This window comes from Paenibacillus sp. SN-8-1, assembly GCF_050995535.1.
Classification (GTDB): Bacteria; Bacillota; Bacilli; order Paenibacillales; family Paenibacillaceae; genus Fontibacillus.
Genome location: NZ_CP194782.1, coordinates 3,936,069 through 3,962,500, shown reverse-complemented (window position 1 = coordinate 3,962,500; position 26,432 = coordinate 3,936,069). Strand labels below are relative to the sequence as shown.

At 48.6% G+C, this 26,432-nt stretch carries 25 protein-coding genes, 1 tRNA gene, 2 rRNA genes and 1 other annotated feature; of the genes, 27 read left to right on the top strand and 1 reads right to left on the bottom strand.

Annotated features, from left to right (window positions below; all coding sequences use genetic code 11):
- The first annotated feature begins 121 nt into the window (after positions 1-121).
- From ACRRNK_RS19540 to pssA, 11 genes are all read left to right on the top strand, one after another.
- Positions 122-197, top strand: a tRNA-Ala gene (locus tag ACRRNK_RS19540).
- 231 nt (positions 198-428) lie between these two features.
- Positions 429-3,480, top strand: a 23S ribosomal RNA gene (locus tag ACRRNK_RS19535).
- A 224-nt stretch (positions 3,481-3,704) separates the two neighbouring features.
- Positions 3,705-3,821 (top strand): 5S ribosomal RNA (gene rrf, locus ACRRNK_RS19530).
- Between the two features lie 147 nt (positions 3,822-3,968).
- Entirely contained in the window at positions 3,969-4,136 is a 168-nt protein-coding gene (locus ACRRNK_RS19525; RefSeq protein ID WP_433944268.1) for a hypothetical protein, read from the top strand.
- Between the two features lie 551 nt (positions 4,137-4,687).
- Positions 4,688-5,149, top strand: a complete 462-nt coding sequence (locus ACRRNK_RS19520; protein ID WP_433944267.1) for a CtsR family transcriptional regulator — start codon at positions 4,688-4,690, stop codon at positions 5,147-5,149.
- Positions 5,150-5,178: 29 nt separating this feature from the next.
- Positions 5,179-5,700: a UvrB/UvrC motif-containing protein gene (locus ACRRNK_RS19515; RefSeq protein ID WP_433944266.1), complete on the top strand. Its 522-nt coding sequence runs from the start codon at positions 5,179-5,181 to the stop codon at positions 5,698-5,700.
- Between the two features lie 12 nt (positions 5,701-5,712).
- A complete protein-coding gene (locus tag ACRRNK_RS19510; protein ID WP_433944265.1) occupies positions 5,713-6,771 on the top strand; it encodes a protein arginine kinase in 1,059 nt (352 codons plus the stop codon).
- 58 nt (positions 6,772-6,829) lie between these two features.
- The gene (gene clpC, locus ACRRNK_RS19505) at positions 6,830-9,271 is read left to right on the top strand and encodes an ATP-dependent protease ATP-binding subunit ClpC (RefSeq protein WP_433944264.1); all 2,442 of its coding nucleotides are present in this window, start codon (positions 6,830-6,832) and stop codon (positions 9,269-9,271) included.
- Between the two features lie 199 nt (positions 9,272-9,470).
- On the top strand, positions 9,471-10,838 hold the full coding sequence (radA, locus tag ACRRNK_RS19500) for a DNA repair protein RadA (protein ID WP_433944263.1): 1,368 nt from the start codon (positions 9,471-9,473) through the stop codon (positions 10,836-10,838).
- 13 nt (positions 10,839-10,851) lie between these two features.
- Complete coding sequence (disA, locus tag ACRRNK_RS19495; RefSeq protein ID WP_433944262.1) at positions 10,852-11,928, top strand: DNA integrity scanning diadenylate cyclase DisA; 1,077 nt, start codon at positions 10,852-10,854, stop codon at positions 11,926-11,928.
- 53 nt (positions 11,929-11,981) lie between these two features.
- The gene (gene pssA / locus ACRRNK_RS19490; RefSeq protein ID WP_433944261.1) at positions 11,982-12,710 is read left to right on the top strand and encodes a CDP-diacylglycerol--serine O-phosphatidyltransferase; all 729 of its coding nucleotides are present in this window, start codon (positions 11,982-11,984) and stop codon (positions 12,708-12,710) included.
- 86 nt (positions 12,711-12,796) lie between these two features.
- Here pssA and ACRRNK_RS19485 read toward each other — a convergent pair whose 3' ends face one another.
- Entirely contained in the window at positions 12,797-13,192 is a 396-nt protein-coding gene (locus tag ACRRNK_RS19485; RefSeq protein WP_433944260.1) for a DUF1573 domain-containing protein, read from the bottom strand.
- Positions 13,193-13,404: 212 nt separating this feature from the next.
- Here ACRRNK_RS19485 and ACRRNK_RS19480 point away from each other — a divergent pair, with 212 nt between their 5' ends.
- The 16 genes from ACRRNK_RS19480 to rplJ all read left to right on the top strand — a co-directional run bounded on the left by ACRRNK_RS19480 (position 13,405) and on the right by rplJ (position 26,394).
- Positions 13,405-14,490 (top strand): PIN/TRAM domain-containing protein, encoded by a 1,086-nt coding sequence (locus ACRRNK_RS19480; protein ID WP_433944259.1) that lies wholly within the window; start codon positions 13,405-13,407, stop codon positions 14,488-14,490.
- Between the two features lie 66 nt (positions 14,491-14,556).
- Positions 14,557-15,264: a 2-C-methyl-D-erythritol 4-phosphate cytidylyltransferase gene (gene ispD, locus ACRRNK_RS19475; RefSeq protein WP_433944258.1), complete on the top strand. Its 708-nt coding sequence runs from the start codon at positions 14,557-14,559 to the stop codon at positions 15,262-15,264.
- Position 15,265: 1 nt separating this feature from the next.
- Entirely contained in the window at positions 15,266-15,748 is a 483-nt protein-coding gene (gene ispF, locus ACRRNK_RS19470) for a 2-C-methyl-D-erythritol 2,4-cyclodiphosphate synthase (protein ID WP_433944257.1), read from the top strand.
- 57 nt (positions 15,749-15,805) lie between these two features.
- A complete protein-coding gene (gene gltX, locus ACRRNK_RS19465; RefSeq protein WP_433944256.1) occupies positions 15,806-17,266 on the top strand; it encodes a glutamate--tRNA ligase in 1,461 nt (486 codons plus the stop codon).
- 415 nt (positions 17,267-17,681) lie between these two features.
- Entirely contained in the window at positions 17,682-18,359 is a 678-nt protein-coding gene (gene epsC, locus ACRRNK_RS19460) for a serine O-acetyltransferase EpsC (protein WP_433944255.1), read from the top strand.
- Between the two features lie 69 nt (positions 18,360-18,428).
- Positions 18,429-19,832, top strand: coding sequence for a cysteine--tRNA ligase (cysS, locus tag ACRRNK_RS19455; protein ID WP_433944254.1), 1,404 nt, complete (start codon positions 18,429-18,431; stop codon positions 19,830-19,832).
- Positions 19,829-20,290, top strand: coding sequence for a Mini-ribonuclease 3 (locus ACRRNK_RS19450; RefSeq protein WP_433944253.1), 462 nt, complete (start codon positions 19,829-19,831; stop codon positions 20,288-20,290). The genes cysS and ACRRNK_RS19450 overlap by 4 nt, the downstream gene beginning before the upstream one ends.
- A 498-nt stretch (positions 20,291-20,788) precedes the next feature.
- Positions 20,789-21,544, top strand: a complete 756-nt coding sequence (rlmB, locus tag ACRRNK_RS19445; protein ID WP_433944252.1) for a 23S rRNA (guanosine(2251)-2'-O)-methyltransferase RlmB — start codon at positions 20,789-20,791, stop codon at positions 21,542-21,544.
- Between the two features lie 7 nt (positions 21,545-21,551).
- A complete protein-coding gene (locus ACRRNK_RS19440; protein WP_433944251.1) occupies positions 21,552-22,073 on the top strand; it encodes an NYN domain-containing protein in 522 nt (173 codons plus the stop codon).
- Between the two features lie 159 nt (positions 22,074-22,232).
- The gene (sigH, locus tag ACRRNK_RS19435; RefSeq protein WP_433944250.1) at positions 22,233-22,880 is read left to right on the top strand and encodes an RNA polymerase sporulation sigma factor SigH; all 648 of its coding nucleotides are present in this window, start codon (positions 22,233-22,235) and stop codon (positions 22,878-22,880) included.
- 431 nt (positions 22,881-23,311) lie between these two features.
- Positions 23,312-23,461, top strand: a complete 150-nt coding sequence (rpmG, locus tag ACRRNK_RS19430; protein WP_127200915.1) for a 50S ribosomal protein L33 — start codon at positions 23,312-23,314, stop codon at positions 23,459-23,461.
- 21 nt (positions 23,462-23,482) lie between these two features.
- Positions 23,483-23,674, top strand: a complete 192-nt coding sequence (gene secE / locus ACRRNK_RS19425; RefSeq protein ID WP_068620446.1) for a preprotein translocase subunit SecE — start codon at positions 23,483-23,485, stop codon at positions 23,672-23,674.
- A gap of 22 nt (positions 23,675-23,696) precedes the next feature.
- On the top strand, positions 23,697-24,230 hold the full coding sequence (gene nusG, locus ACRRNK_RS19420) for a transcription termination/antitermination protein NusG (protein ID WP_127200916.1): 534 nt from the start codon (positions 23,697-23,699) through the stop codon (positions 24,228-24,230).
- Between the two features lie 77 nt (positions 24,231-24,307).
- Entirely contained in the window at positions 24,308-24,733 is a 426-nt protein-coding gene (gene rplK, locus ACRRNK_RS19415) for a 50S ribosomal protein L11 (protein WP_127200917.1), read from the top strand.
- Positions 24,734-24,809: 76 nt separating this feature from the next.
- Complete coding sequence (gene rplA / locus ACRRNK_RS19410; RefSeq protein ID WP_433944249.1) at positions 24,810-25,502, top strand: 50S ribosomal protein L1; 693 nt, start codon at positions 24,810-24,812, stop codon at positions 25,500-25,502.
- A gap of 86 nt (positions 25,503-25,588) precedes the next feature.
- Positions 25,589-25,738 (top strand) — a sequence feature (ribosomal protein L10 leader region).
- A 146-nt stretch (positions 25,739-25,884) separates the two neighbouring features.
- Positions 25,885-26,394 carry a 50S ribosomal protein L10 gene (gene rplJ / locus ACRRNK_RS19405; RefSeq protein WP_433944248.1) on the top strand — a complete coding sequence of 170 codons (510 nt, stop codon included), beginning with the start codon at positions 25,885-25,887 and terminating at the stop codon, positions 26,392-26,394.
- Positions 26,395-26,432: the final 38 nt, after the last annotated feature.

Sequence of the window (26,432 nt, the reverse complement as noted above, 5' to 3'; positions counted from 1 at the left end):
CCGCAAGGCAGCCGGATCCGTTTTGCATCGCAAAGCAAGCATATGCTTTCGAAGTAGCTTTACTTCGTAAAGTTTTTGACTTAACGTATTTCCATTTGTTCGGTTTTGATGGAATTTGCATGGGGCCATAGCTCAGCTGGGAGAGCGCCTGCCTTGCAAGCAGGAGGTCAGCGGTTCGATCCCGCTTGGCTCCACCATAATTGCATCTATTAGTTATGTCTTGATCCTTGAAAACTAGATAACGAAACGAATTTGCGTAAATTAGAATTCCTTTAAGCTGAACTTGTGTAAACAAGTGAAGTATCTAAGGTAGCGCGAAGGTTTGTGGGATGATGGATCCTTTGGAAGTTCATTTCCTCCTTGTAGGGTTCTATAAGATCAGGAAATGAACGGACAACAGAGCCAGCAGCCCACAAACCGGAGCATATGGTTAAGCTACTAAGAGCACACGGAGGATGCCTAGGCGCTAGGAGCCGAAGAAGGACGTGGCGAACAACGAAACGGCCTCGGGGAGCTGTAAGCAAGCTTTGATCCGGGGATGTCCGAATGGGGAAACCCGGCTGTGGTAATTCGCAGTCACTCGTAACTGAATACATAGGTTACGAAGAGGCAGACCAGGGGAACTGAAACATCTAAGTACCCTGAGGAAGAGAAAACAAGAGTGATTCCGTCAGTAGCGGCGAGCGAACGCGGAACAGCCTAAACCAAGGGGCTTGCCCCTTGGGGTTGTGGGACGTCTCACATGGAGTTACAAAGGATTAGGGTAGGCGAAGAGGTCTGGAAAGGCCCGCTAGAAGAGGTAAAAGCCCTGTAACCGAAAGTCTAATCCCTCCGAGACGGATCCCGAGTAGTGCGGGGCACGTGAAACCCCGTATGAATCCAGCAGGACCATCTGCTAAGGCTAAATACTCCCTAGCGACCGATAGTGAAGCAGTACCGTGAGGGAAAGGTGAAAAGCACCCCGGAAGGGGAGTGAAAGAGATCCTGAAACCGTGTGCTTACAAGAAGTCAGAGCCCTCTATATGGGTGATGGCGTGCCTTTTGTAGAATGAACCGGCGAGTTACGTTCCCGTGCAAGGTTAAGGTGAAGAGCCGTAGCCGCAGCGAAAGCGAGTCTGAATAGGGCGACTTATAGTACGTGGACGTAGACCCGAAACCGTGTGATCTACCCCTGTCCAGGGTGAAGGTGCGGTAACACGCACTGGAGGCCCGAACCCACGTATGTTGAAAAATGCGGGGATGAGGTGGGGGTAGCGGAGAAATTCCAATCGAACTCGGAGATAGCTGGTTCTCCCCGAAATAGCTTTAGGGCTAGCCTCGGAATAACGAGTTGTGGAGGTAGAGCACTGATTGGGTGCGGGGCCCGCCAAGGGTTACCAAGCTCAGTCAAACTCCGAATGCCATAAACTTAGATCCGGGAGTCAGACAGTGAGTGCTAAGATCCATTGTCAAAAGGGAAACAGCCCAGACCATCAGCTAAGGTCCCCAAGTGTGTGTTAAGTGGGAAAGGATGTGGAGTTGCACAGACAACCAGGATGTTGGCTTAGAAGCAGCCACCATTTAAAGAGTGCGTAATAGCTCACTGGTCGAGTGACTCTGCGCCGAAAATGTAACGGGGCTAAACACACCACCGAAGCTATGGCTTGGATCGACTTCACTGCTTCTTTGAGGCGGTGTTTAATAAGTGACATTTTTGCCGAAGGCAAACCTCCTAGAGGTTTCGGCCAAATGGTTCACAGGGGTTAAACACATGGCTTCGAAGCTGGAGTGAAGTCGATCCAGGGGTAGGGGAGCGTTGTGTATACATTGAAGGTGTACCGTAAGGAGCGCTGGAGCGTACACAAGTGAGAATGCCGGTATGAGTAACGAAAAGATCAGTGAGAATCTGATCCGCCGAAAGCCTAAGGGTTCCTGAGGAAGGTTCGTCCGCTCAGGGTAAGTCGGGACCTAAGGCGAGGCCGAAAGGCGTAGTCGAAGGACAACAGGCCCTAATTCCTGTACCACCGTAATCCGTTATGAGCGATGGGGTGACGCAGCAGGGTAGTGACGCAGACTGATGGATGTCTGTCCAAGCAGTGAGGCTGGTGTGTAGGCAAATCCGCACACCGTTAAGGCTGGGCTGTGATGGGGAGTGAAAATTACAGTAGCGAAGGTCATGATCTCACACTGCCAAGAAAAGCCTCTAGTCAGGAGAAGGTGCCCGTACCGCAAACCGACACAGGTAGGCGAGAAGAGAATTCTAAGGCGCGCGGAAGAACTCTCGTTAAGGAACTCGGCAAAATGACCCCGTAACTTCGGGAGAAGGGGTGCCCCGGTAGTGTGAATAGCACGAGGGGGCCGCAGTGAAAAGGCCCAAGCGACTGTTTAGCAAAAACACAGGTCTGTGCGAAGCCGCAAGGCGAAGTATACGGGCTGACGCCTGCCCGGTGCTGGAAGGTTAAGGGGAGTGGTTAGGGGTAACCCGAAGCTATGAACCGAAGCCCCAGTAAACGGCGGCCGTAACTATAACGGTCCTAAGGTAGCGAAATTCCTTGTCAGGTAAATTCTGACCCGCACGAATGGCGTAACGACTTGGGCGCTGTCTCAACGAGAGATCCGGTGAAATTTTAATACCTGTGAAGATGCAGGTTACCCGCGACAAGACGGAAAGACCCCATGGAGCTTTACTGCAGCTTGATATTGGACTTTGATACGATTTGTACAGGATAGGTGGGAGCCTAAGAAGCAGGAGCGCCAGCTTCTGTGGAGGCAACGTTGGGATACCACCCTGATCGTATCGGAGTTCTAACCTGGTACCGTAATCCGGTATGGGGACAGTGTCAGGTGGGCAGTTTGACTGGGGCGGTCGCCTCCTAAAGAGTAACGGAGGCGCCCCAAGGTTCCCTCAGAATGGTTGGAAATCATTCGAAGAGTGCAAAGGCATAAGGGAGCTTGACTGCGAGACTGACAAGTCGAGCAGGGACGAAAGTCGGGCTTAGTGATCCGGTGGTACCGCATGGAAGGGCCATCGCTCAACGGATAAAAGCTACCCTGGGGATAACAGGCTTATCTCCCCCAAGAGTCCACATCGACGGGGAGGTTTGGCACCTCGATGTCGGCTCATCGCATCCTGGGGCTGAAGTAGGTCCCAAGGGTTGGGCTGTTCGCCCATTAAAGCGGTACGCGAGCTGGGTTCAGAACGTCGTGAGACAGTTCGGTCCCTATCTGTCGTGGGCGTAGGAAATTTGAGAGGAGCTGTCCTTAGTACGAGAGGACCGGGATGGACGCACCGCTGGTGCACCAGTTGTTCCGCCAGGAGCACAGCTGGGTAGCTAAGTGCGGAAGGGATAAGCGCTGAAAGCATCTAAGCGTGAAGCCCCCCTCAAGATGAGATTTCCCAGTATGTAAGACCCCTTGAAGACGACGAGGTAGATAGGCTGGGGGTGGAAGTGCAGTAATGCATGGAGCTGACCAGTACTAATCGGTCGAGGGCTTATCCTCAAAGTTTCACGAAGTGAAACTACTTCGGAAGCATATTCTAAGAACCCCGAGAACAATGGGGCACACGCAAGTTCGTTTCGTATCTAGTTTTCAGGTGATCAAGCCTGAACCGATTTTAAGCTGCAAGCCTTGATAAGGTCTGATATTTTCTCGCAGCGATGAGTTTTCTAAGGTTGGATATTTTCCTGAAGTGATTCAGGGAGTATTGACCCGGAAAAATCCTGTTTGGTGGCGATGGCGGAGGGGTTCCACACGTACCCATCCCGAACACGACCGTTAAGCCCTCCAGCGCCGATGGTACTTGGACCGCAGGGTCCTGGGAGAGTAGGACGCCGCCAAGCAAAGTGTAAGCCTTATCGATTAAACGATAAGGCTTTTTTTGTGCATTAAATTATTTTAACTATAAGGCAGCTCCATTAGGGTATAGATTCAGCTAATTCTGAAACAATAATAGGGCATTTTTTAAACTTAGGAGGCTGATTTTAGAGATGAGCAACAAGATTGAAGCGATCCGTGCGGATCATCAGAACTTTTTGGATGCAACGGAGGATGAAGTTAAGGCAGTTCCTGCTACAACCGATGTGAACGAGGCTGTGGAAGCCATTACCGCACATATGAATAAATATGATATCCCTCAGGAAAAAGAAGGAGACTAACCTTAACCACCCTGGAACCGTCAGAAAAGCTCTGGCGGTTCTTTTGTGTCCATTTTATCAAGGTGGAAATTTGGGCTATGTCCATGGAATTTCTTCTGTAGTCGTTAGTTCACGACGCTCATAATGAAAAGTTAATCAATAATACAGGTACTCTCTTCGGTTGGGGCTCAGCCTTGTTTCTAACTGACCGCTAACCAAAAAGAATGATTAGAGTTAAATTCACTCATGAATCGAATGGACACGTTGCAGGATGGGTAAAGTATATTTAGGGCTGAATACAACGGACTAACTAAGGACTTTCATCTGTGTCACAGGATTTTAGACTAATTATAAAAGGGCTCTTGGCAAATGAGGAAAATATGATATAATGAATTCAAGGTCAAAGAAAGTCAAAGTCAACTGATTGTAAATCAACACTTCTTTAACCGGGTTTATTTTTATTCAATGTATTAAAAGTTGTAGTATTAAATTGACCAACAGGTTGATTTTATCAGGAGATCATTTTGCCGTTTCATAAGGGCTAAACGCTTCAACAATGGAGGGATGAATGAATGCGAAATATCTCCGATATTATTGAGAAATATCTCAAGAGTATTATGCATGAAAGTCCTGAAGGAACCATTGAGATCCAGCGCAATGATTTAGCCGATAAATTCTCCTGTGTACCTTCCCAGATTAACTACGTAATCAGTACGCGGTTTACGCTGGAGAAAGGTTACCTTGTGGAAAGTAAGCGCGGCGGAGGCGGGTACGTCAGGATAAGAAAGATTGAGCTGCCTGGTCCAACCTCGCTGCATACTCATCTGCATCAGACCATTGGGAATGAAATTGGTCAAGCCGCTGCGGAAGGGCTGATCTACCAACTGGTGGAGGCTCGGATCATTACTGAGCGTGAAGCGAATTTGATGAGGTCAGTGACATCAAGGGAAGTGCTGGCGCTTAAGCTGCCTTATCGGGATGAGATTCGTGCCAGAATTATGAAGGCCATGTTGATTTCTTTATTAGTCAAATAATCAGGCCAGGAATAAAGGAGGGACATCTTGTGCTTTGTCAGGAATGCGGTAAGCGTCCGGCTTCGCTTCATTTCACGAAAGTTGTAAATGGGGAGAAGACGGAATTTCATATTTGCGAAGCGTGCGCGAGAGAAAAAGGCGAGATGATACCTGGAACCTCAGGAGGCTTCTCCATTCACAGCTTATTGTCCGGTCTTCTGGATATTAGCCCAAGTGGAAAAGGGCAACTGGTAGGTAAGAATACAGAGAATCTTCAATGCAAGGAATGTGGAATGACCTATTCCCAGTTCAGTAAAGTGGGACGGTTCGGCTGCAGCTCTTGTTATAAATATTTTAATGACCGGCTGGATCCTCTCTTCAAAAGGGTACACGGGAACACGACCCATATGGGCAAAGTACCTGTTCGAGTAGGCAGCCATATACAAGCAAAACGAAAAATCGAGGGCCTTAGGCAGGAGCTCCAACAAAAAATTGTTGAAGAGGAATTTGAGAAGGCAGCCAAGCTTCGGGATCAGATTAGAGAACTTGAGAAAGACATTTCATCAGAGTAGGAGGAATGCGTTATGCCTAATCTCCGGTTTACAGAACAGCCGCTCAGTGAATGGATGAGACATAGAGGATATGAATCCGACATTGTCATCAGCAGCCGGGTGCGGATTGCGCGGAACCTTCAACATCTTGCTTTTCCCATGCTGGCGACGAACCAGCAATCGGAGGAAGTGTTGACAAGACTCAAGGCTGTTCTTGGAGACGAACGCCTGGGTCGATACGGAGTGCTGCATTTCCTGCTCCTGGATGAGATGGATGATTTGGACCGAAGAATTCTCGTTGAGAAGCATTTGATCAGCCCTAATCTTGCTGCCGAATCGCGCAATGGCGCAGTTCTCATCAGTGAAGATGAAAGCTTGAGTATTATGATCAACGAAGAAGATCATCTGCGTATTCAGTGCTTGTATCCGGGATTTCATGTTCAAGAAGCTTGGGAGCGGGCAACTGCAGTGGATGATATTTTTGAAGCTCATGTGGATTATGCCTTTGATGATAAAAGAGGCTATTTGACCAGTTGTCCTACTAACGTAGGTACTGGGCTTAGAGCTTCGGTCATGATGCATCTTCCCGCCTTAGTTCTAACGCAGCAGATCAACCGGATATTATCGGCGGTCTCACAGGTTGGATTAACGGTTCGCGGGATATATGGCGAAGGTAGTGAGGCCATGGGTAACTTGTTTCAAATCTCAAATCAGATTACACTGGGACAAAGCGAGTCTGAAATCATTGAGAATCTGCATGGTGTAGTCTTACAGATTATCGAGCATGAGAAGACAGCAAGGCAGAGACTGCTTATGGAGTCACGGCTGCGGATGACCGACAGGGTCATGCGGTCCTACGGGATCTTGTCCAATGCAGCGATTATGGATTCCAAGGAAGCGGCTCAGCGATTGTCCGATGTCAGACTCGGAATTGATCTGGGGCTGATTGATCATCTGTCTGCTCCGGAACTAAATGAACTAACAGTGCTGACACAGCCGGGATTTTTACAGAAAATATTCAATGAACACATGGATCACGCTGAGCGGGATATGTATAGGGCCAAGCTCATTCGCGAGAAATTGGGTAAATAAATGCAGTACTGTTTAATCGTAGAACCAGATTTTTACCAATCATGGAGGTGTAGGGGATATGATGTTTGGAAGATTTACGGAACGCGCACAGAAAGTGCTGGCTTTGGCTCAAGAGGAAGCAGTTCGTTTGGGGCATAATAATATTGGTACTGAACATATACTGCTGGGTCTCATTCGTGAAGGAGAAGGCATTGCCGCTAAAGCCTTGATTGGTCTAGGTCTTGGACTTGAGAAGATACAAGATGAAGTGGAGACCTTGATCGGCCGCGGTCAAGAGCAGCCCACCAATATTGCTTACACGCCTCGTGCCAAGAAAGTTATCGAACTTTCGATGGACGAAGCCCGTAAGCTGGGTCATACCTATGTGGGAACAGAGCATATCCTGCTCGGTCTTATCCGCGAAGGAGAAGGAGTTGCAGCCCGCGTATTGAACAATCTTGGAATCAGCCTGAACAAAGCACGTCAGCAAGTGCTTCAGTTGCTTGGAAGCAGTGAAGCGGTATCCAGTCATCATGGGGCCCCTGCAAATGTGAATACCCCAACACTGGACAGCTTGGCACGTGACTTGACGGCTATAGCCAAGGAAGGCAGCTTGGACCCGGTTATCGGGCGCAGCAAGGAAATTGAGCGTGTAATTCAAGTACTTAGCCGCCGGACTAAGAACAACCCGGTACTGATTGGAGAGCCAGGGGTAGGTAAAACGGCGATTGCCGAGGGTCTCGCTCAGAAGATCATCAACAACGAAATTCCAGAAACGCTGCGAGACAAGAGAGTAATGACTCTTGATATGGGCTCAGTAGTTGCCGGTACCAAATATCGCGGTGAGTTTGAAGATCGTTTGAAGAAAATCATGGACGAAATTCGCCAGGCAGGCAATATTATCTTGTTCATTGACGAGCTGCATACCCTTATCGGTGCAGGGGGTGCTGAAGGCGCCATTGACGCCTCCAATATTCTGAAGCCGGCTTTGGCCCGCGGTGAACTTCAGTGCATCGGTGCCACAACACTGGACGAATATCGCAAATATATCGAGAAGGACGCCGCGCTTGAGCGCCGCTTCCAGCCTATTACAGTGGATCAGCCATCTCCAGAGGAAGCGATCCAGATCTTGCATGGACTTCGTGACCGTTATGAAGCTCACCACCGGGTGAAAATTACGGATGAGGCTATCGAGCAGGCAGTGAAGCTTTCTGACCGTTACATTCCTGACCGGTTCCTGCCTGATAAGGCCATTGACCTTATTGATGAAGCGGGCTCCAAAGTAAGGCTCAACTCATATACGGTACCACCTAATTTGAAGCAGCTTGAGAATCGTCTGGATGACATCCGTAAAGAGAAGGATTCAGCTGTTCAAAGTCAGGAATTCGAGAAGGCTGCGGCCCTTCGTGATACAGAGCAGAAGATTCGTGAAGAGCTCGATGTAACGAAGAATCAATGGAAAGAAAAACAAGGACGTACTGATTCTGAAGTAACTCCGGAGGATATTGCCCAGGTTGTAGCCAGCTGGACTGGAATCCCTGTTAGCAAGCTGAAGGAAGAGGAGACCGAACGTCTGCTTAATATGGAGCAAATTCTGCACGAACGGGTTATTGGTCAGGATGAGGCTGTGAAAGCGGTCAGCCGGGCAATCCGCCGGGCACGTGCTGGACTTAAAGATCCTAAACGTCCAATGGGTTCATTTATCTTCCTAGGACCAACCGGGGTAGGTAAAACAGAACTTGCCCGCGCACTCGCTGAGGCGATGTTCGGTGATGAGAATGCGGTTATCCGAATCGACATGTCCGAATATATGGAGAAGCATTCCACCGCTCGTCTGGTCGGAGCTCCTCCAGGATATGTAGGCTATGAAGAAGGCGGTCAGCTGACGGAGAAGGTTCGCCGGAAGCCGTATTCCGTAGTTCTGCTTGACGAAATTGAGAAAGCACATCCAGAGGTGTTCAACATCCTGCTTCAAGTGCTGGAGGATGGACGTCTTACGGATTCGAAAGGCCGCGTAGTCGATTTCCGCAATACGCTGATCATTCTTACATCCAATGTCGGGGCTGATGTGATCAAGAAGAACACAACACTCGGATTTACCGCTGTCAGCGATGCGGGCGCTAATTACGATACGATGAAGGATAAAGTAATGGCAGAGCTTAAGAAGAGCTTCCGTCCAGAATTCCTCAACCGGATCGATGAGACGATCGTGTTCCACTCTCTGGAAGAAGTGCATATTGCAGAGATCGTTACACTCATGTCCGAGGAGCTTCGCAGACGTCTGCGTGAATACGATGTTGATTTCCTTCTTACCGACAAAGCCAAGGCATTCTTGGCAAAAGAAGGGTTCGATCCAGCTTATGGCGCGCGTCCGCTGCGTCGCGCGATTCAGAAGCACATTGAAGACCGGTTATCCGAAGAACTGTTAACCGGTACGGTGAAGAAAGGTGATTCTCTCGTTATTGATGAAGAGAACGGATCACTAACCGTGAACAGAACGGGAACTTTATCACCTAACTGAACGGTATAACTGCATAACTTTTTATAGACAAGGGGCTGAATGCTGCTCGGACATTTGTTCGAGTAACGCAGCCTCTTGCTGTTTGTTCTAACATTTTCATTAAAACTTTACGATAAAACAATATAAATGGTAAACTTTGATTGTTATATCGATAAAGCAATTCCGATTGAAAATCCTCAGGCTGGTTAAGGAGAGGTACATGGCCAAAATTAAGACCAAGTTCTATTGCACAGAATGCGGTTATGAATCCCCTAAATGGTATGGTAAATGTCCAGGCTGCAGCAGCTGGAATACTATGGTGGAAGAAACCGAGAAAGTAGTTAAGACTCAAGGGCTGACCTCGGGACTTTTTCAGACTAAAGAAAAGGCCCAGCCCATAATTAATATAGAGAGCGGCAAGGAGCCGCGTGTTCAGACGGGAATTGGAGAACTAAACCGGGTGCTTGGCGGGGGAGTAGTTCCAGGCTCTCTTGTTCTCGTAGGTGGAGATCCGGGGATCGGCAAATCCACGCTATTGCTTCAGACCTCTTATGAGATGGCCAAAGCGGGACTGCGGGTTCTGTACATCTCTGGCGAGGAATCCGTGAAGCAGACCAAGCTGCGTGCGGAGCGTCTGGGCGCTTTATCCGCAGAACTCTTCGTGCTGTGCGAGAGCAATATGGACAGTATTGAAGAGGCGATTGAAAGTGTGTCACCCGACTTTCTGGTCATTGATTCGATTCAAACCGTATATTTGCCTGAAGTGACAAGTGCTCCAGGAAGCGTCTCTCAGGTTCGGGAATGTACGGCAAGATTTATGCGGATTGCGAAGGGGCAGGGAATTGCCACCGTTCTTGTAGGTCATGTCACTAAGGAGGGGGCTATTGCGGGTCCCAGGCTACTTGAGCACATGGTGGACTGTGTGCTTTATTTTGAAGGTGAGCGCCATCATTCTTATCGCCTGCTTCGTGCAGTTAAGAATCGGTTCGGTTCAACGAATGAAATCGGCATATTTGAAATGAATGAAGTGGGGCTGACGGAGGTCGTTAACCCTTCAGAGTTATTTCTTTCAGAGCGTCCCCTTGGTGTAGCAGGCTCTACTGTAGTAGCTAGCATGGAGGGGACTCGCCCGATGCTGGTGGAACTGCAGGCGCTGATCTCCTCGACTCATTTCCCCTCGCCAAGACGGATGGGTACCGGTGTCGATCACCATCGGATGAATCTAATTATTGCCGTACTTGAGAAGAGAATGGGGATGTTCCTCCAAACCCAGGATGCTTATGTTAACGTCGCTGGCGGTGTGCGTCTGGATGAGCCCGCGGTTGATTTGGCGATTGCGGTGAGTATTGCATCCAGCTTCCGCGATATTCCTACCAAGCCGGATGATGTGATCTTTGGAGAGGTAGGCTTAACCGGAGAAGTTCGGGCCGTCTCCCGTGCTGAACAGCGGGTAAGAGAAGCGCAAAAGTTAGGATTCAAACGGGTTATCCTCCCGGAGAAGAGCCTCAAGGGATGGAAGAGCCCGAAGGGGATTCAATTGATCGGTGTAAATACGGTTGCAGAGGCATTAGCTGTTGCGTTAAATTAGGGGGCACTTGAAGATGAAAGAACCAAACCAACTGGAGAAAATGAACGATTTGCTCAGGCTTGTGGCACCCGGTACCGCATTTAGGGACGGACTTGAGAATGTGCTGCGGGCTAAGACTGGCGGATTGATTGTAGTTGGATATAGTCCGGAAGTAATGGAAGTGGTTGAAGGAGGTTTCTCCATTAACTGTGATTTCTCTCCGAACTATCTGTATGAGCTTGCCAAAATGGATGGAGCCATCATATTAAGTGAGGATTTGAAGCGGATCTTATATGCAAATACCCAGCTTATTCCCGACTCCTCCATCTCGTCAGCCGAGACAGGTATCCGCCACCGTACTGCAGAGCGGGTCGCTAAGCAGACCGGAAAGCTGGTAGTGTCTATTTCACAGCGGCGTAATATCATCACGCTTTATCAAGGTGGACTGCGCTATGCACTTAAGGAAATTGGCGTGATTCTAACCAAAGCGAATCAAGCGATTCAGACGCTTGAGAAATACAGATCTGTTCTGAATCAATCTCTTACGAATTTGACCGCCTCGGAATTCGAGGAGCTTGTCACTTTGCCAGAGGTTATCAATGTGATTCAGCGGGTTGAAATGGTTATCCGTATTAAGCTTGAAATCAAGCGGTTCATTAACGAACTGGGTACAGAAGGCCGTCTGATCAGTATGCAGATGGAGGAGCTGGTCAGCAATATGGAGGAAGAAGCCTGGCTGCTGTATAAGGATTATGCTCGTGAAGATCAGGAGGAATACATTCGGGAGCTTATTTTGGGCCTCAAGCGTTCTTCTGATGAAGAACTGCTGGACGTTGTTCATATTTCCCGCCTTCTTGGCTATCCTGCAGCCGCGGCATCCTCCGAAGAGCTTATTTCACCGCGGGGTTACCGTGTTCTTAATAAGATTCCACGCTTGCCTAATGTCATTATCCATAATCTCGTTGAACGTTTCGAACATCTGCCTGGGGTTATGATCGCCTCCATAGAAGAATTGGATGAAGTGGATGGTATTGGTGAGGTTCGGGCGCGTACCATTAAGGATGGATTGAAACGCCTTCAGGAGCAAGTATTCATTGACAGACAAATCTAATTCCCATACAATCAAAGGATGATCCTGAGGCATAATATATATGAGGTGAAGAGATGATTACTAAATCGATTCCGAACATGTTTACCTTAGGTAACTTGTTTCTCGGAATGGTCGCGATTATGCTGGCGTTTAACGGGAAGTACAGTTTGGCAGCCATTATGGTTATTGTTGCTATGCTGCTCGATGGTCTGGATGGACGCGTTGCCCGTGCCCTTAATTGTCAAAGCGAATTTGGAAAAGAACTCGATTCTCTCTCAGATGTGATTTCCTTTGGAATCGCACCTGCGCTATTGATGTATACGATTTCCTTTCAAAACATGCCGGAAGCGCTGGCATGGATAGTAACTGCGATCTTCCCGATGTGCGGTGCACTTCGGCTGGCAAGGTTCAACGTGAAGCCGGGTATCCCGGGTTACTTCATTGGTCTTCCAATTCCCGCTGCAGGGAGCGTTCTAGCCACACTTTCCTTATTTCACAAAGAGATTACAGCCCCTTATTTCATTATAGCGATGCTTTTGCTCTCTTATTTGATGGTCAGCTCTGTTAGATACCCGAACTTCAAGAAGATTGGCCTGCCGAGAAAGGCCCTTTGGTTCGCCCCTTGGGTCGTAGCAGTTGCTGTGCTGGTAGCTGTTAGATTTCCAGATCAATTGACCAAACTGATCTTTGTCCCTCTTGTCATTTATGCACTATATGGGATTAAGCAGAATATTGACAGAATGCTCGGCAAAGGTGGTCCGAATTCGCATTCTTCGGAAAAGACTTATCGTTCAAAGCATTAATCTGTTCTTCCATGGAATGCATATAGAATAAAAAAAAGCACGGAATCCCTTTCAGGATTCGGTGCTTTTTGCTTTTTTTATAAGGCTTACGATAAGTTGAACAGCCCAAGCGTAGAGCATTTCTTCGACTCTCTCTCCACGACTTCATCCATATTAATATCGAGCAGATTGCACAGAGCGGACATATAGAACAAGTTGCGCCCAAGCTCAGAGCTAATAGCTTCTCTACAGTTCTCGCACAGTTCACCTTGAACGTGCTTGCCGACCACTTCTTTGGCCTGCTCCAGGTTGAGGCTGGGTTCAAAGGTTTGCTTGGTTGCATGAAGTTCAATGCATCCGCACTCGGTTACAGATTTGGTTACCGAACGAATGACAGATGAGTTACTTTGACTATTCTTAGAGAGGACATCCAGCAGACTGCGGTGACGGAGAAGCAGTTCGGAGACTTGTTCTTGAAAAGACTGTAAGCTAAGTGTGCTCATTATTTTCCATCCACCTTATTTTATGAATTGAGTTCATTATAGTCCACGGTTTGATTCCTTTTCAAGCTGAAATCGCAGGGCCTAGGGGCCTGCGAGGACTCAACCCTGTGCCAGGCTTGGGAAAAAAAGTTCTATTCACTGGATTACCCCTGCAAAAAATGGATCATACTGGATAAAGAGCGAGATATAAAATTAAGGAGGTGAAGGAACATATGTTAAAGAGAACTTTTCTAATTCTAGTGGGCCTTATTGGGGCTTGGTCCGGATACACTTCTCAAAATTTGGTGGATCTTCTGCCAGCTTCAATGCAAGACCTGCTGAATGGTATGGGCCCATTAGGTGGACATCTGCTTTTTGCAGTGCTTGGCGCCAGTCTCTTTATGTTCCTATTTTCGTTATTTGCTGAGACTTTGTCCAGACGGATTCGTGCGGGGATTCAAGTTTTAACCCAAATTCCTATGGGGGATTTGGCTGCGGGTACGGCAGGTCTTACTGCGGGACTTCTTCTTTCGTTAATGGTCTACCCAGGTTTGTCATGGCTAGGAAGCCTTAGAGAGGCTGTTCAGCTGGTGTTCACTTGGCTCTGCGGTTATATGGGTCTGCGTGTCGGTATTGAGAAGAAGGATGAGCTCTCCTCACTTTGGAAATCGGGGAAATGGGGCTCTGCCCGGGAAGAAGAGACATGGACACAAGAACACAAAATCCTGGACACGAGTGTCATCATAGACGGGCGAATCGCCGATATTTGCAAAACTGGATTTATTGAGGGAACCATTGTCATTCCAGAATTCGTACTAGAGGAGCTTCAGCATATTGCGGATTCATCGGATCTGCTTAAGCGGAACCGTGGACGCCGTGGTCTTGATATTCTGAACAAAATTCAGAAGGAACTCGATGTTAAGGTGCTGATCTATGAAGGAGACTTCGAGGATATTTCGGAAGTGGACAGCAAGCTGGTCAAGCTTGCCAAAGTTCTGCAGGGGAAAGTTGTAACCAATGACTTCAATTTGAACAAGGTCTGTGAGCTGCAAGGCGTATCCGTACTGAACATTAATGATCTCGCTAATGCGGTTAAGCCGGTCGTTCTTCCTGGTGAAGAGATTATGGTGCAGGTCATCAAGGATGGCAAAGAGCATGGACAAGGCGTAGCTTATCTTGATGATGGTACAATGATTGTGGTTGAAGGAGGCAGAGACTACATTGGCACAGTGACTGAGGTCCTTGTGACCAGTGTGCTGCAGACCTCGGCGGGCCGGATGATTTTTGCCAAACCAAAACTGTTGGAAAAAGCCCAGTAAACACGGTATGATGAGGGAGGCTGTACGAGTCAGCTTACTAATAATACTTGCGGGGCAGGGATGACAGTGGAATCTAACAATCGGGAAGCAGCAGTCATCGTGGTGGCTGCCGGCAGGGGGACCCGGATGGGAACCAAGGAGAGCAAGCAGTACTTGCTTCTCGAAGACAAGCCCATCTTCGTTCATACGCTTGAAGTGTTCGACCGGCTTCCTTTTATCCAGGAGATCGTACTTGTAACCGGAGAGCAGGATGTAGCCAGATGCCAGGATTGGGTCAAGGCGTATGGAATGGAACATACAGTAAAAGTAATACCGGGCGGGGCTGAACGCCAGCACTCGGTTTATAAAGGACTGCTTGAAACGGACTGCGAATGGGTTCTCGTCCATGACGGAGTAAGACCCTTCGTCACCGAGGCTCAGGTCACGGCATGCTATGAGGCAGCCAGACGGGATGGAGCTTCGATCCTGGCTGTGCCCGTGAAGGACACCGTCAAGCAGGTGAATGATCAGGCCTATGTGACTTCAACCCCTGATCGCCGCAGCTTGTGGGCTATTCAAACCCCGCAGGCTTTTCGGCATTCTGATCTGCAGCGCGCCCACGAGAAGGCGATGGAGGAAGGTTTCTTAGGGACGGATGATTCCATGCTGGTTGAGCGGATAGGGATAGCTGTTAAAGTGGTTGAAGGCAGTTACAGCAACATCAAAATTACTACGCCTGAGGACTTGGATTATGCCGATTTCATCAGGACTAAAGAGAACATGGGGAGAGGTTGACATGATTAGAGTAGGGCAAGGATTTGACGTACACCAGCTGGTAGAGGGAAGACCCTGCATCATCGGCGGAGTGACGATTCCTTATGACAAGGGTCTTCTGGGGCACTCAGACGCGGATGTGCTGCTGCATGCGGTCAGCGATGCCATCTTGGGGGCTATCGGGGAAGGGGATATCGGCCGGCATTTTCCCGATACAGATCCAGAGTTCAAGGATGCAGACAGTCTAAAGCTTCTTAAGGAGGTCTGGGAGAAGGCGCTGAACCGAGGATATGTGCTCGGGAATCTCGATGCTACGATTATCGCCCAGCGTCCTAAGATGGCTCCGTATATTCCTCAAATGGTAGAGGTGATTGCATCTGCCCTTGGTGCTCAGGCTGATCAAGTCAATGTGAAAGCAACGACAACAGAGCAGCTGGGCTTCACAGGACGAGGCGAGGGAATCACTTCTCAGTGTGTTGTCTGCCTTGTTAAAGGTGTGCTATGATCGTGGGATACGGATGGAAGAGGAAATTATAACAAATAGTACGCGGAGGGGATTTCAATGACAGAAGTTCGTGTGCGGTATGCGCCGAGTCCAACAGGTCATTTACATATTGGTAATGCAAGAACAGCGCTTTTCAACTACTTGTTCGCCCGCAACCTAGGCGGCAAATTCATAATTCGTATTGAAGATACCGATGTAAAACGCAATATTGAGGGCGGGGAAGAAAGTCAGCTGAAGTATCTGAAATGGCTGGGGATTAACTGGGATGAGAGTATCGATGTTGGCGGAGATTACGGCCCGTATCGTCAGACGGAGAGACTTGATATCTATCGTCAGTACTGGCAGGAACTGCTGGACAAGGGTCTAGCTTACCGCTGCTATTGTACGGAGGAAGAGCTTGAGCAAGAGCGGGAAGAACAGATCGCCAAAGGGGAGACGCCCCGCTACTCCGGCAGACACCGCGACTTGACTGAAGAGCAGCAGAAGGCATTCGAGGCCGAAGGCCGCGTAGCAAGCATCAGGTTCCGTGTTCCGGAGAACAAGACCTATGCCTTTGATGATTTGGTAAAAGGACCTATCTCCTTCGAATCAAATATATCCGGAGATTTCGTCATTGTGAAGAAAGACGGCATTCCAACTTACAACTTTGCCGTTGTTCTGGATGATTACCTCATGAAGATCTCCCACGTGCTTCGCGGGGAAGATCATATTTCCAACACACCGCGTCAATTGATGATCTATGAAGCATTTGGCTGGGAGCCGCCAAAATTCGGGCACATGACCTTGATCGTGGGTGAGAATCACAAGAAGCTGAGCAAGCGGGATGAATCGGTAATTCAGTTCATTGAGCAGTATGATCAGCTCGGCTATTTGCCTGAAGCGATGTTTAACTTTATCGCATTGCTCGGCTGGTCACCGGAAGGGGAGGAAGAGATTTTCTCCCAGGAGGAGCTCATCTCCATTTTCGATGCGAACCGGCTTTCGAAGAGCCCGGCGGTCTTTGATACGAACAAGCTGGCTCATATTAACAACACTTACATCAAGAACTCAGATCCGGAGCGGATTGCCGCACTTGCGATCCCGCAGCTGCAGAAGGCGTCCCGTCTCCCGGCAGAGCTTACAGACGAACAGCTCAGCTGGGCCAAATCGCTTGTCGCGCTCTATCAGGAGCAGATGACATCGGCCTCCGATATCGTTGAACTGTCGGAACTATTCTTCCGTACACATATGGAGCTGGATACAGAAGCTGCTGCTGTGTTATCCGAGCCCCAGGTGCCGGAGGTACTCCAGGCCTTCCTTAGCAAAGTAGAACAAGCTCCGGAATTCTCGGCAGCGAGCATGGCTGTACTGATTAAGGAAGTGCAAAAAGAGACAGGCTACAAAGGCAAACAACTCTTTATGCCGATCCGCGTGGCCCTCACCGGACAAATGCACGGACGTGATTTGAACCAGACCATTTACCTTTTGGGTAAGGATCGTGTACTGGACCGTCTTAAATCCCAGATTCGCGGAGCGTAGACAGAACAAATCATTCTTGTCAGTTTGATTTCTTTTCGTTAATATAGAAGAAAGCTATTGAACAGCTGTAACTTCGATTACAACCCAAAAGCATAGATCGGGAGAAGTACGCTAATTGATGTGTTTTTCAGAGAAGATAACCGGTGGCTAAGCGGCTGCCAGGCTGAGAGTTATCTAAATGCATTTGGCGGAAATGCACCCGGGAGCTGTGGAATTGAGCGCGCTAAAGTGCGCGGGTAGATTCCGCCGTATCGTCCCCGTTAAGGACGTTTGAGAGAAATGCCGGACTCTGCTATGCAGAGGACTACGGTATTTAAGCAGAGTGGGACCGCGTGCAAGGCGTCTCTGCAGCGAAAGCTGCAGGGGCGCTTTTTTAGTATAGACAGGGACTTACCGGGGGAGGAGGGCATAGCTTATGTTTAAGAAGATGAGATCAGATATTGAAGCAGTACTTGATAATGATCCCGCGGCACGGGGCTGGTTTGAAGTCGTCTTCACCTATTCCGGTCTGCATGCCATATGGAGTCATCGGATTGCACATGCCTTTTACCGGAGAAAGTGGTTCTCCGTGGCCCGTATCATTTCCCAGGCCAGCCGTTTCTTTACCGGTATCGAGATTCACCCGGGGGCTACAATAGGGAATCGGCTGTTTATCGACCACGGCATGGGCGTTGTCATTGGAGAGACCTGTGAAATCGGGGATGATGTGGTTATCTATCAAGGCGTAACTCTTGGCGGTAGCGGAAAAGAAAAAGGCAAGAGACACCCCACGATTGGCAATAATGTTGTTATAGGTTCGGGAGCCAAAATTCTGGGTTCCTTCACAGTCGGTGCCCAGAGTAATATTGGAGCCAACTCTGTAGTACTTAAAGAGGTGCCTCCGAACAGCACCGTTGTAGGGATTCCGGGTAAAGTGGTTAAGCAGGGAGGCGTGCGTATGGACCGGCTCAGCCATCAGCTGCCCGATCCGGTTGTAGATACGATGCGGGTGCTCCAGCGTGAGATTGAGGAGCTTCAAGAGGAGCTCCGAAATTTGAAGAAGGAACGAGAAGAGCTGCGTGCGGAGGTACTAACCCACGGAGACAAGGGATAAGGTTACACGATACAGCTAAGTGATTCGGGTGCAGACGCCCGGTATCTTAAGAAATGAAAGGATGTTAGTATGTCACTTTACATCTACAATACACTAACCCGCAAGAAGGAGAAGTTCGTCAGCCAGGAACCGGGCAAAGCCAAGGTGTATGTATGCGGACCTACCGTTTACGGTTATATTCATATTGGGAATGCGCGTCCGGCTATCTTTTTTGACGTGGTTCGCAGTTATTTAGAGGCTTTGGGATATGACGTGAATTTTGTTGTGAACTTTACGGATGTCGACGATAAGCTGATCCGCAAAGCTGACGAGATGGGCACGACAGTCCCTGCGGTCGCAGAGACATTTATTAAAGCTTACTATAAGGACCTGGATGGACTGGGGATTCCCCGGGCGACCTCCAACCCGCGGGTTACGGAGAATATGACCCTGATTATCGATTTTATTAAGGAGCTTGAGCGTAGAGGGTATGCCTACGAGCAGGGGGGCGACGTCTTTTACCGTACTGGCAAATTCGAGGAATACGGCAAGCTGTCCCATCAGAATATCGATGAGCTGCAATTCGGTATTCGGATCAATGTGGATGAGCGTAAAGAGAATCCACAGGATTTCGTCCTCTGGAAAGCGGCCAAGCCGGGCGAAATTTATTGGTCCAGTCCTTGGGGCGATGGAAGACCAGGCTGGCACATCGAATGCTCTGCAATGGCCCGCGAGCTGCTCGGTGATACACTGGATATTCACGGGGGCGGACAAGATTTGCAGTTCCCTCACCATGAATGCGAGGTAGCCCAGTCTGAGGCTGTTACCGGGAAGCCACTGGCGAATTACTGGATGCATAACGGGTTTATTAATATTAGCGGGGAAAAGATGTCGAAGTCCCTCGGCAATGGCGTACTCGTCAAGGACCTTCGGAATATGTACAAACGAGAAGCAATTCGCTACTTTATGCTCTCAAGCCACTACCGGAATCCGCTGAACTTCTCGGAGGAGACTATGGAACAAGCCGAGAAGAGCGTAGAGCGTATCGCCAATGCGGTCGTCAATTTGAACCACCGTCTTCAGACAATTGGAGACACGGGCAGCGAAGCAGCACCTGAGCTGGTGGCAAAGCTTGATGATATCCGTAAGCTGTTTCATGATAAAATGCAGGATGATTTCAATACACCGGATGCAATCACGGCCGTATTTGAATGGGTGAACGAAGTGAATAGCTTACTCAAGCAAGCTGTTGTAAACAGCGCGGATCTAATCGCCGCAAAGCAAGTGTTCGATGAGATGAACAAAGTGCTGCGGATCTATACGGATGAGAGCGCGGAGCTTCCTTCGGAAGATGTTGAGCGTCTCATTATTGAGCGGGCCGAGGCACGCAAGAACAAGAACTGGGCACGTGCCGATGAAATTCGGGACCTGCTTGATGCCCAAGGAATCCTACTTGAGGATACGCCCCAGGGTATGCGGTGGCGCCGCAAATGACAGGTACTGGTGATATGAACAGCGGCGGCCTCTCCGGGGCGCCGCTTTGGTTCCCTTATGCGTCATCCAAGCCGGCCCGGCTGCTCCCGCCTTTGGCACTTGCCTATATCGGCGATGCCATCTTTGAAGTGGCGGTCCGGCAGTATGTCATTTCGCGCCCTAATCTGCGTCCGCATCATCTGCATGTGCAGTCGACCAAGTTCGTCTCCGCAAAGGCTCAAGCCACGCTGCTCTCTTTGATCGAGTCAGAGCTTACGGAGGCCGAGCATGACGTCGTTCGCCAGGGCCGCAACGCCAAATCCGGCAGCGTCCCCAAGAACGCGAACGTAATCGATTATCGTCACGCCACCGCGTTCGAGGCGCTGATCGGTTATTTGTACTACGGTGGCGAACAGGATCGAATGATATATCTGATCACCCATGGCCTTGATCTGATGGTGTCCGGTCCGAAGTCTTAGCTGGGACAACGTAACAGCAGCACCTGAGCTCCGCGCAGACGTGAGCCGAATCCCGTAAGGGAGAGCGCCTCCCAGCACGCAAGGCCAGTACAGCACAATCAGCAGCAGTCACGCCAAGTGCAGGAGCGCCGAAAGTAAAGCGGGCCCCAAGGGGGCGGCAAGCGGCTAACCGCTCGCAGCCTGCCCGGGTGCCCAAAGCCCAGCGCATCTCGCCAACAACATCAGGTAACCAAGCTCCGCACCAAGTAAAGCGGGCCCCGAAGGGGCGGCAAGCGCTCCCCCCCACCCAAGCGGCTAAATCCCGCCTCTATATACACCTATCGTTATTCCAATTCCGGGTGTCCAGAGGGCGTAGCCCTTGGGGCCCTCCTAAGGTTTTCCCAAAGGGAAAACCACATCGTAAGCATATGCTTAGGCAAGGGAGGGTTTGGGAGGGTTGTGAAAAAAAATATGGGAGCCCGAGGCCCCCCTCGGAATCCTACTCTGGAGGATATACAGGTGGACAATACCAACGAAGACTGGATTGGCGGCAAGCATTCCCTGCTTGAGGCGCTGCGCGCCGGCCGTACAATAAACAAAATTTTGATAGCGGAAGGTGCTCAGAAGCATCTGACGCAGCCTATTATTGCCGAAGCCAAGAAGAATGGGATCGTGGTTCAGCATGTGGATAAACGGAAGCTGGATCAACTGGTGCCTGATCTACAACACCAAGGCGTAGCGGCCCAAGTGGCGCCGTACGCGTATGCGGAAGTGGAAGACCTTCTCGCGAAGGCGGCGGAGAAGGAAGAAGCCCCTTTTTTACTTCTGCTAGATGAGATTGAAGATCCCCATAATCTGGGTTCGATTCTCCGTACTGCTGAATGTACGGGCGTCCATGGTGTAATCATTCCGAAACGGCGCTCAGCATCAATAACTTCAACCGTATCGAAAACCTCAGCAGGTGCAGTAGAGTATGTGCCTGTGGCACGTGTAACGAATTTGGCTCAGACTATTGAGCAGTTGAAGGAAGCAGGAGTATGGATCGTCGGGACAGATGTTACCGCAAAGGAAGAGATTTATGATAATGGCGTACTCACCGGGCCTGTAGCTATTGTGATCGGGAACGAGAATAAGGGCATGGGCCGGCTGATCCGAGAAAAGTGTGACGTTCTTCTTAAATTGCCAATGGCTGGTAAGCTTAATTCGCTCAACGCGTCTGTTGCAGCAGGAGTGATTATGTACGAGACTCTTCACAGACGCAAGAGTCAGGGATAGGCTTATTATGGGGGAGATGCGGGATGTTCTCCTTGTAGATGGATACAACATGATCGGAGATTGGCCGGAGCTAACCAAGCTGTCCCAAATTGGGCTGCAGGAAGCCAGAGACAGACTGCTTGAGCGGCTGGCGGACTATCAGGCTTATACCGGCAGGCATGTAATCGCTGTATTCGATGCTTATCGGGTGCCCGGGCTCGGCAAATCTTTTTCACAAAACAAGGTACAGGTCTACTTCACGAGTGAAAAGGAAACCGCCGATGAGTGCATAGAGAGGCTTGTGCGTGAGCTAAGTCACCGGCGCCGCCAGATATACGTTGCGACTAGTGACCTAGTTGAACAACATGTGATCTTTGGACAGGGTGCCTTGCGAATTCCGGCCAGAGAATTGTTAACCCAGGTGGAGCAGAGTGAAAAGGAAATTCAGTCGAAAATTGCCGAGGACCGCATAAATTCAAGTCGAAACACGCTCGGAGGCAAGCTTAGTCCTGAAATAAAAAAGATGTTCGAACGTTGGCGTAGAGAGTAGAATGGCGCATTCCGATATGCTTCCAAAAGCTCTTGACAAAGTTCGACTTTACAAAATTTAGGACTTATGTGGTTGACGCTGTTACACCCCATCATATATACTGATCGTATACTTGATTGAAGTGACGGGGCACTGTGCGTTGCAGCCGGAGGGATTGTGTTGAGTGTCGACCTCAAAGTAATGATTAAATTTGACTATGAGATTCAAAGTGATGAAGACATTGTCGAGGCAGTCCGGGAAGGCGACAGCGAAGCGCTCGAGTACTTGATCAATAAGTATCGCAGTTTCGTCAGAGCCAAGGCAAGATCCTATTTCCTAATAGGAGCTGACCGGGAGGATATTATTCAGGAAGGCATGATCGGTCTTTATAAATCGATTAGAGACTTCAAAGGTGATAAGCTTGCTTCCTTTAAGGCTTTTGCCGAGCTATGTATTACCAGGCAGATCATAACTGCGATCAAGACAGCCACCAGACAGAAGCATATTCCATTGAATTCGTACGTATCATTGGACAAGCCTATATATGATGAGGATTCCGATCGTACCCTTCTGGATGTAATATGCGGTACACAGGTGTCTGATCCTGAAGAACTTATTATCAATCAAGAAGAGTTTGTTGGACTGGAAGATAAGATGTCCGAAATTCTCAGCGATTTGGAACGCAAAGTGCTGATGCTTTATCTGGATGGAAGATCTTATCAGGAAATTGCAGTCGATCTTAGGCGGCATGTGAAATCAATAGATAATGCCCTTCAACGGGTTAAGCGGAAGCTTGAACGATATTTAGAGGTTCGTGACGGACTATAGCAATAATTAGAGAAAGGACTCAAGATGGAGTCTTTTTTTCTTTTTCTATTAATTTAAGATTACGCCCAATCTATCTTGATACACTTTAATAGAATCACAATTAGGATGTTTAGAGATAGGGCCAGGGGTCCATACTTAGACTTGAGTGTAAAGCGGCTTCAGAGTGAAATCGACAATATCAGCAGGCTAGATCCGCACGGGAACAAGGCCATTCTTTCATTGACACGGCTATACCCTTATGATAAAGTGTTTTAGGTAGGCCAAATTTCGCGCTTGCTTTTTTTGAATTAAGGAGATTTAGGGATTTGCTTAATATTTCCTGGATTCCAGATTGGGCAGAGCGACCTTAGGTCTCTCTGAACGGCCCGACCCTGTGTCGGGATCAATATAGAGACTTCTGTAAGAAAGAATGTCTTCGGGAGGTGCACATCATGCGGGTAATTATCACGTTGGCTTGTACGAACTGCAAACAAAGAAACTACACGACAACGAAAAACAAGCGTAACCACCCCGACCGCATGGAGATGAAGAAATTTTGCAAGTTCTGTAACGAGCAATTTCCTCATCGCGAAACCAGATAGTCTTTGGAGGTGTAGGTGCGGATGAAACGTAGTTTCAAGTCGATGTTTTCTTTTTTCTCTGAAAGCTGGGCTGAGCTTAAAAAAGTTCGCTGGCCTAATCGTAAAGAGCTGACGAATTATACGCTGATTGTCCTCGGTACAATCGTAGTTGTCGCAATTTATTTTTGGGTTCTTGACATCGGCATTTCCGCTGTGATCAACGCGATTATTTAAGAAGGGTCCCAGGTGGCTTGATATGGAAAAAAGATGGTATGTAGTTCATACCTATTCCGGGTATGAGAATAAAGTCAAAGCCAATTTGGAAAAACGCGTTGAGTCTATGGGCATGGAAGACAAGATTTTCCGGGTTCTTGTTCCTATGGAAGAAGAAATCGTAAACAAAGACGGGAAGAAAAAGACCGTTATGCGTAAAGTTTACCCTGGTTATGTCTTGGTGGAAATGATCCAGACTGACGATTCTTGGTATGTTGTCCGCAATACACCGGGAGTTACAGGTTTCGTCGGCTCGACAGGTTCCGGTTCCAAACCGACTGCTTTGCTTCCAGAAGAAGTAGAACAGATCCTGAACCACATGGGAATGGATGAACCGAAGCCGGTCATTGAGTTTGAACTCAAGGAATCTGTACGTATTAAGGTTGGTCCGTTTGCCAATTTTGTTGGGTCTGTAGAAGAAATTCTAACCGACAAAAGCAAGGTCAAGGTTCACGTCAACATGTTTGGACGGGAAACCCCGCTTGAACTTGATTTTACTCAAGTGGAGAAGCTATAGTTTTCTTAAGGTTTTCTGTGGGAGGGATTAACGAGTTTGATCCCGGGTACCACTATTAGTGCAAGGAGGTGTTTTACATGGCTAAAAAGATCATTAAAGTTGTAAAACTGCAAATTCCTGCGGGGAAAGCGAATCCAGCACCTCCGGTAGGTCCAGCGCTGGGTCAAGCAGGTGTCAACATCATGGCATTCTGTAAGGAATTCAACGCTCGTACTGCCGATCAAGCAGGTTTGATCATTCCGGTTGAAATTTCGGTATTTGAAGATCGTTCTTTCACTTTCATTACCAAGACTCCACCGGCTGCAGTATTGCTTCGCGTAGCTGCTAAGATCGAGAAGGGTTCTGGTGAACCTAACAAGAAAAAAGTAGCAACTGTGAACCGTGCGACTGTACGTCAAATCGCGGAACAAAAAATGCCTGACCTTAACGCAGCTTCCGTTGAAGCAGCAATGCTTATGGTTGAAGGTACTGCCCGCAGTATGGGTATCACAATCCAAGACTAGTCTTTGGATGCTGCCGGATACGTCCGGCTAACAAGTGGGAGGAATATCCGCTAATACCACAAAGGAGGAAATTTAAATGGCTAAACACGGTAAAAAATACCTTGAAGCTGCTAAGCTGATTGACAGCGAAGCAACTTACGAGCCTGCTGAAGCCGTTGAACTGGTTAAGAAGGCGGCTACTGCTAAATTCGACGAGACTGTTGAAGCAGCAGTACGTTTGGGCGTAGACCCTCGTAAACAAGACCAAGCTGTTCGTGGTGTAGTTGTATTGCCACACGGTACTGGTAAAACTCAACGTGTTCTTGTATTTGCTAAAGGTGAGAAAGCAAAAGAAGCGGAAGCTGCTGGCGCTGACTACGTAGGCGATCAAGACGTTATTAATAAAATCCAACAAGGCTGGTTCGAGTTCGATGTTTGCGTAGCTACACCGGACATGATGAGTGAAGTTGGTAAATTGGGTCGTCTTCTCGGGGGTAAAGGTTTGATGCCAAACCCTAAAGCGGGAACAGTTACGTTTGACGTAGCTAAGGCGGTTCAAGAAATCAAAGCGGGTAAAATCGAGTACCGTCTTGATAAAGCAGGTCAAATTCATGCACCAATCGGCAAAGTATCTTTTGATGCTGACAAGCTGAATGAGAATCTTAAGACTCTCATCGATGCATTGAACCGCGCTAAACCAGCGGCTGCTAAAGGCGTATACTTGAAGAACATCGCGATTTCTTCGACGATGGGACCAAGTGCCCGTGTAAACACTGCATCTTACAGATAAGATTTATTGCCGATGGTAATAAATTCAGGGTTGACTCTATAGTAAGCCCTCTGGTATAGTGAAGTGGTTGCATTGATTTCAACAATTAAATGTGAATATGCTTACCGTAGACAGTAGGTGCCTTGCGGCTTAATTTCCTACCGAGGTGTTGTGATAGAGATTCGGACTTTGCAGTATTCTGTAAATGATGATTTATCAGGCCTTCGTGATTCTACGGAGGCTTTTTTGATGGGCATTTGACAAGGGCGTCTTACGTTACGGATCTGATCCCAACAAAAAAACTTCCTAATATAAACGGCTGGCCCGTTATTGCAGGAGAGCTGCTGGGACAATGAATGGACAAAGCCCTACAGCTCAGTAAATCTAACAGGAGGTGTACAGTTTGGCAAATGCAAAAGTAATTCAAGCAAAACAAGATGCCGTTGATGTGGTAACTTCTAAACTGCGCGAGAGCGTAACAACTGTTGTTGCTGACTACCGCGGTCTGAATGTTTCTCAAGTAACTGAACTTCGTAAACAGCTTCGTGAAGCTGGTATCGAATTCCAAGTGCTGAAGAACTCGCTCGTTCGCCGCGCGACTGCAGCTGCAGATTTGTCAGAACTTGATCAAGTTCTAACAGGTCCTACAGCAATTGCATTCAGCACGAATGATGCCGTAGCTCCAGCCAAAATTCTTAGTGATTTCGCTAAGAAAAATGATGCTCTGGAAATTAAGGGTGGCGTGGTTGAAGGCCGTGTAGTTGGCGTTGACCAAATCAAAGCTCTTGCGGATCTTCCTTCCCGCGAAGGACTCCTTTCTATGCTCCTCAGCGTGCTTCAAGCTCCTGTGCGCAACTTCGCGCTTGCAGTTAAAGCCGTTGCTGACAAAGAAGAAACTGGCGCTAGCGCGTAAGGATCTTTTTGATCTAGTAATCTAACAAAAAACTATAA

Coding starts and splice junctions, on each gene's coding strand:
- rplA (WP_433944249.1), top strand. CDS start 24,810: ATGGCTAAACACGGTAAAAAATACCTTGAAGCTGCTAAGCTGATTGAC.
- rplK (WP_127200917.1), top strand. CDS start 24,308: ATGGCTAAAAAGATCATTAAAGTTGTAAAACTGCAAATTCCTGCGGGG.
- ACRRNK_RS19440 (WP_433944251.1), top strand. CDS start 21,552: ATGGGGGAGATGCGGGATGTTCTCCTTGTAGATGGATACAACATGATC.
- gltX (WP_433944256.1), top strand. CDS start 15,806: ATGACAGAAGTTCGTGTGCGGTATGCGCCGAGTCCAACAGGTCATTTA.
- ACRRNK_RS19520 (WP_433944267.1), top strand. CDS start 4,688: ATGCGAAATATCTCCGATATTATTGAGAAATATCTCAAGAGTATTATG.
- ACRRNK_RS19510 (WP_433944265.1), top strand. CDS start 5,713: ATGCCTAATCTCCGGTTTACAGAACAGCCGCTCAGTGAATGGATGAGA.
- ACRRNK_RS19525 (WP_433944268.1), top strand. CDS start 3,969: ATGAGCAACAAGATTGAAGCGATCCGTGCGGATCATCAGAACTTTTTG.
- clpC (WP_433944264.1), top strand. CDS start 6,830: ATGATGTTTGGAAGATTTACGGAACGCGCACAGAAAGTGCTGGCTTTG.
- secE (WP_068620446.1), top strand. CDS start 23,483: ATGAAACGTAGTTTCAAGTCGATGTTTTCTTTTTTCTCTGAAAGCTGG.
- ACRRNK_RS19485 (WP_433944260.1), bottom strand. CDS start 13,192: ATGAGCACACTTAGCTTACAGTCTTTTCAAGAACAAGTCTCCGAACTG.
- ACRRNK_RS19480 (WP_433944259.1), top strand. CDS start 13,405: ATGTTAAAGAGAACTTTTCTAATTCTAGTGGGCCTTATTGGGGCTTGG.
- pssA (WP_433944261.1), top strand. CDS start 11,982: ATGATTACTAAATCGATTCCGAACATGTTTACCTTAGGTAACTTGTTT.
- cysS (WP_433944254.1), top strand. CDS start 18,429: ATGTCACTTTACATCTACAATACACTAACCCGCAAGAAGGAGAAGTTC.
- epsC (WP_433944255.1), top strand. CDS start 17,682: ATGTTTAAGAAGATGAGATCAGATATTGAAGCAGTACTTGATAATGAT.
- ACRRNK_RS19450 (WP_433944253.1), top strand. CDS start 19,829: ATGACAGGTACTGGTGATATGAACAGCGGCGGCCTCTCCGGGGCGCCG.
- radA (WP_433944263.1), top strand. CDS start 9,471: ATGGCCAAAATTAAGACCAAGTTCTATTGCACAGAATGCGGTTATGAA.
- disA (WP_433944262.1), top strand. CDS start 10,852: ATGAAAGAACCAAACCAACTGGAGAAAATGAACGATTTGCTCAGGCTT.
- rpmG (WP_127200915.1), top strand. CDS start 23,312: ATGCGGGTAATTATCACGTTGGCTTGTACGAACTGCAAACAAAGAAAC.
- ispF (WP_433944257.1), top strand. CDS start 15,266: ATGATTAGAGTAGGGCAAGGATTTGACGTACACCAGCTGGTAGAGGGA.
- nusG (WP_127200916.1), top strand. CDS start 23,697: ATGGAAAAAAGATGGTATGTAGTTCATACCTATTCCGGGTATGAGAAT.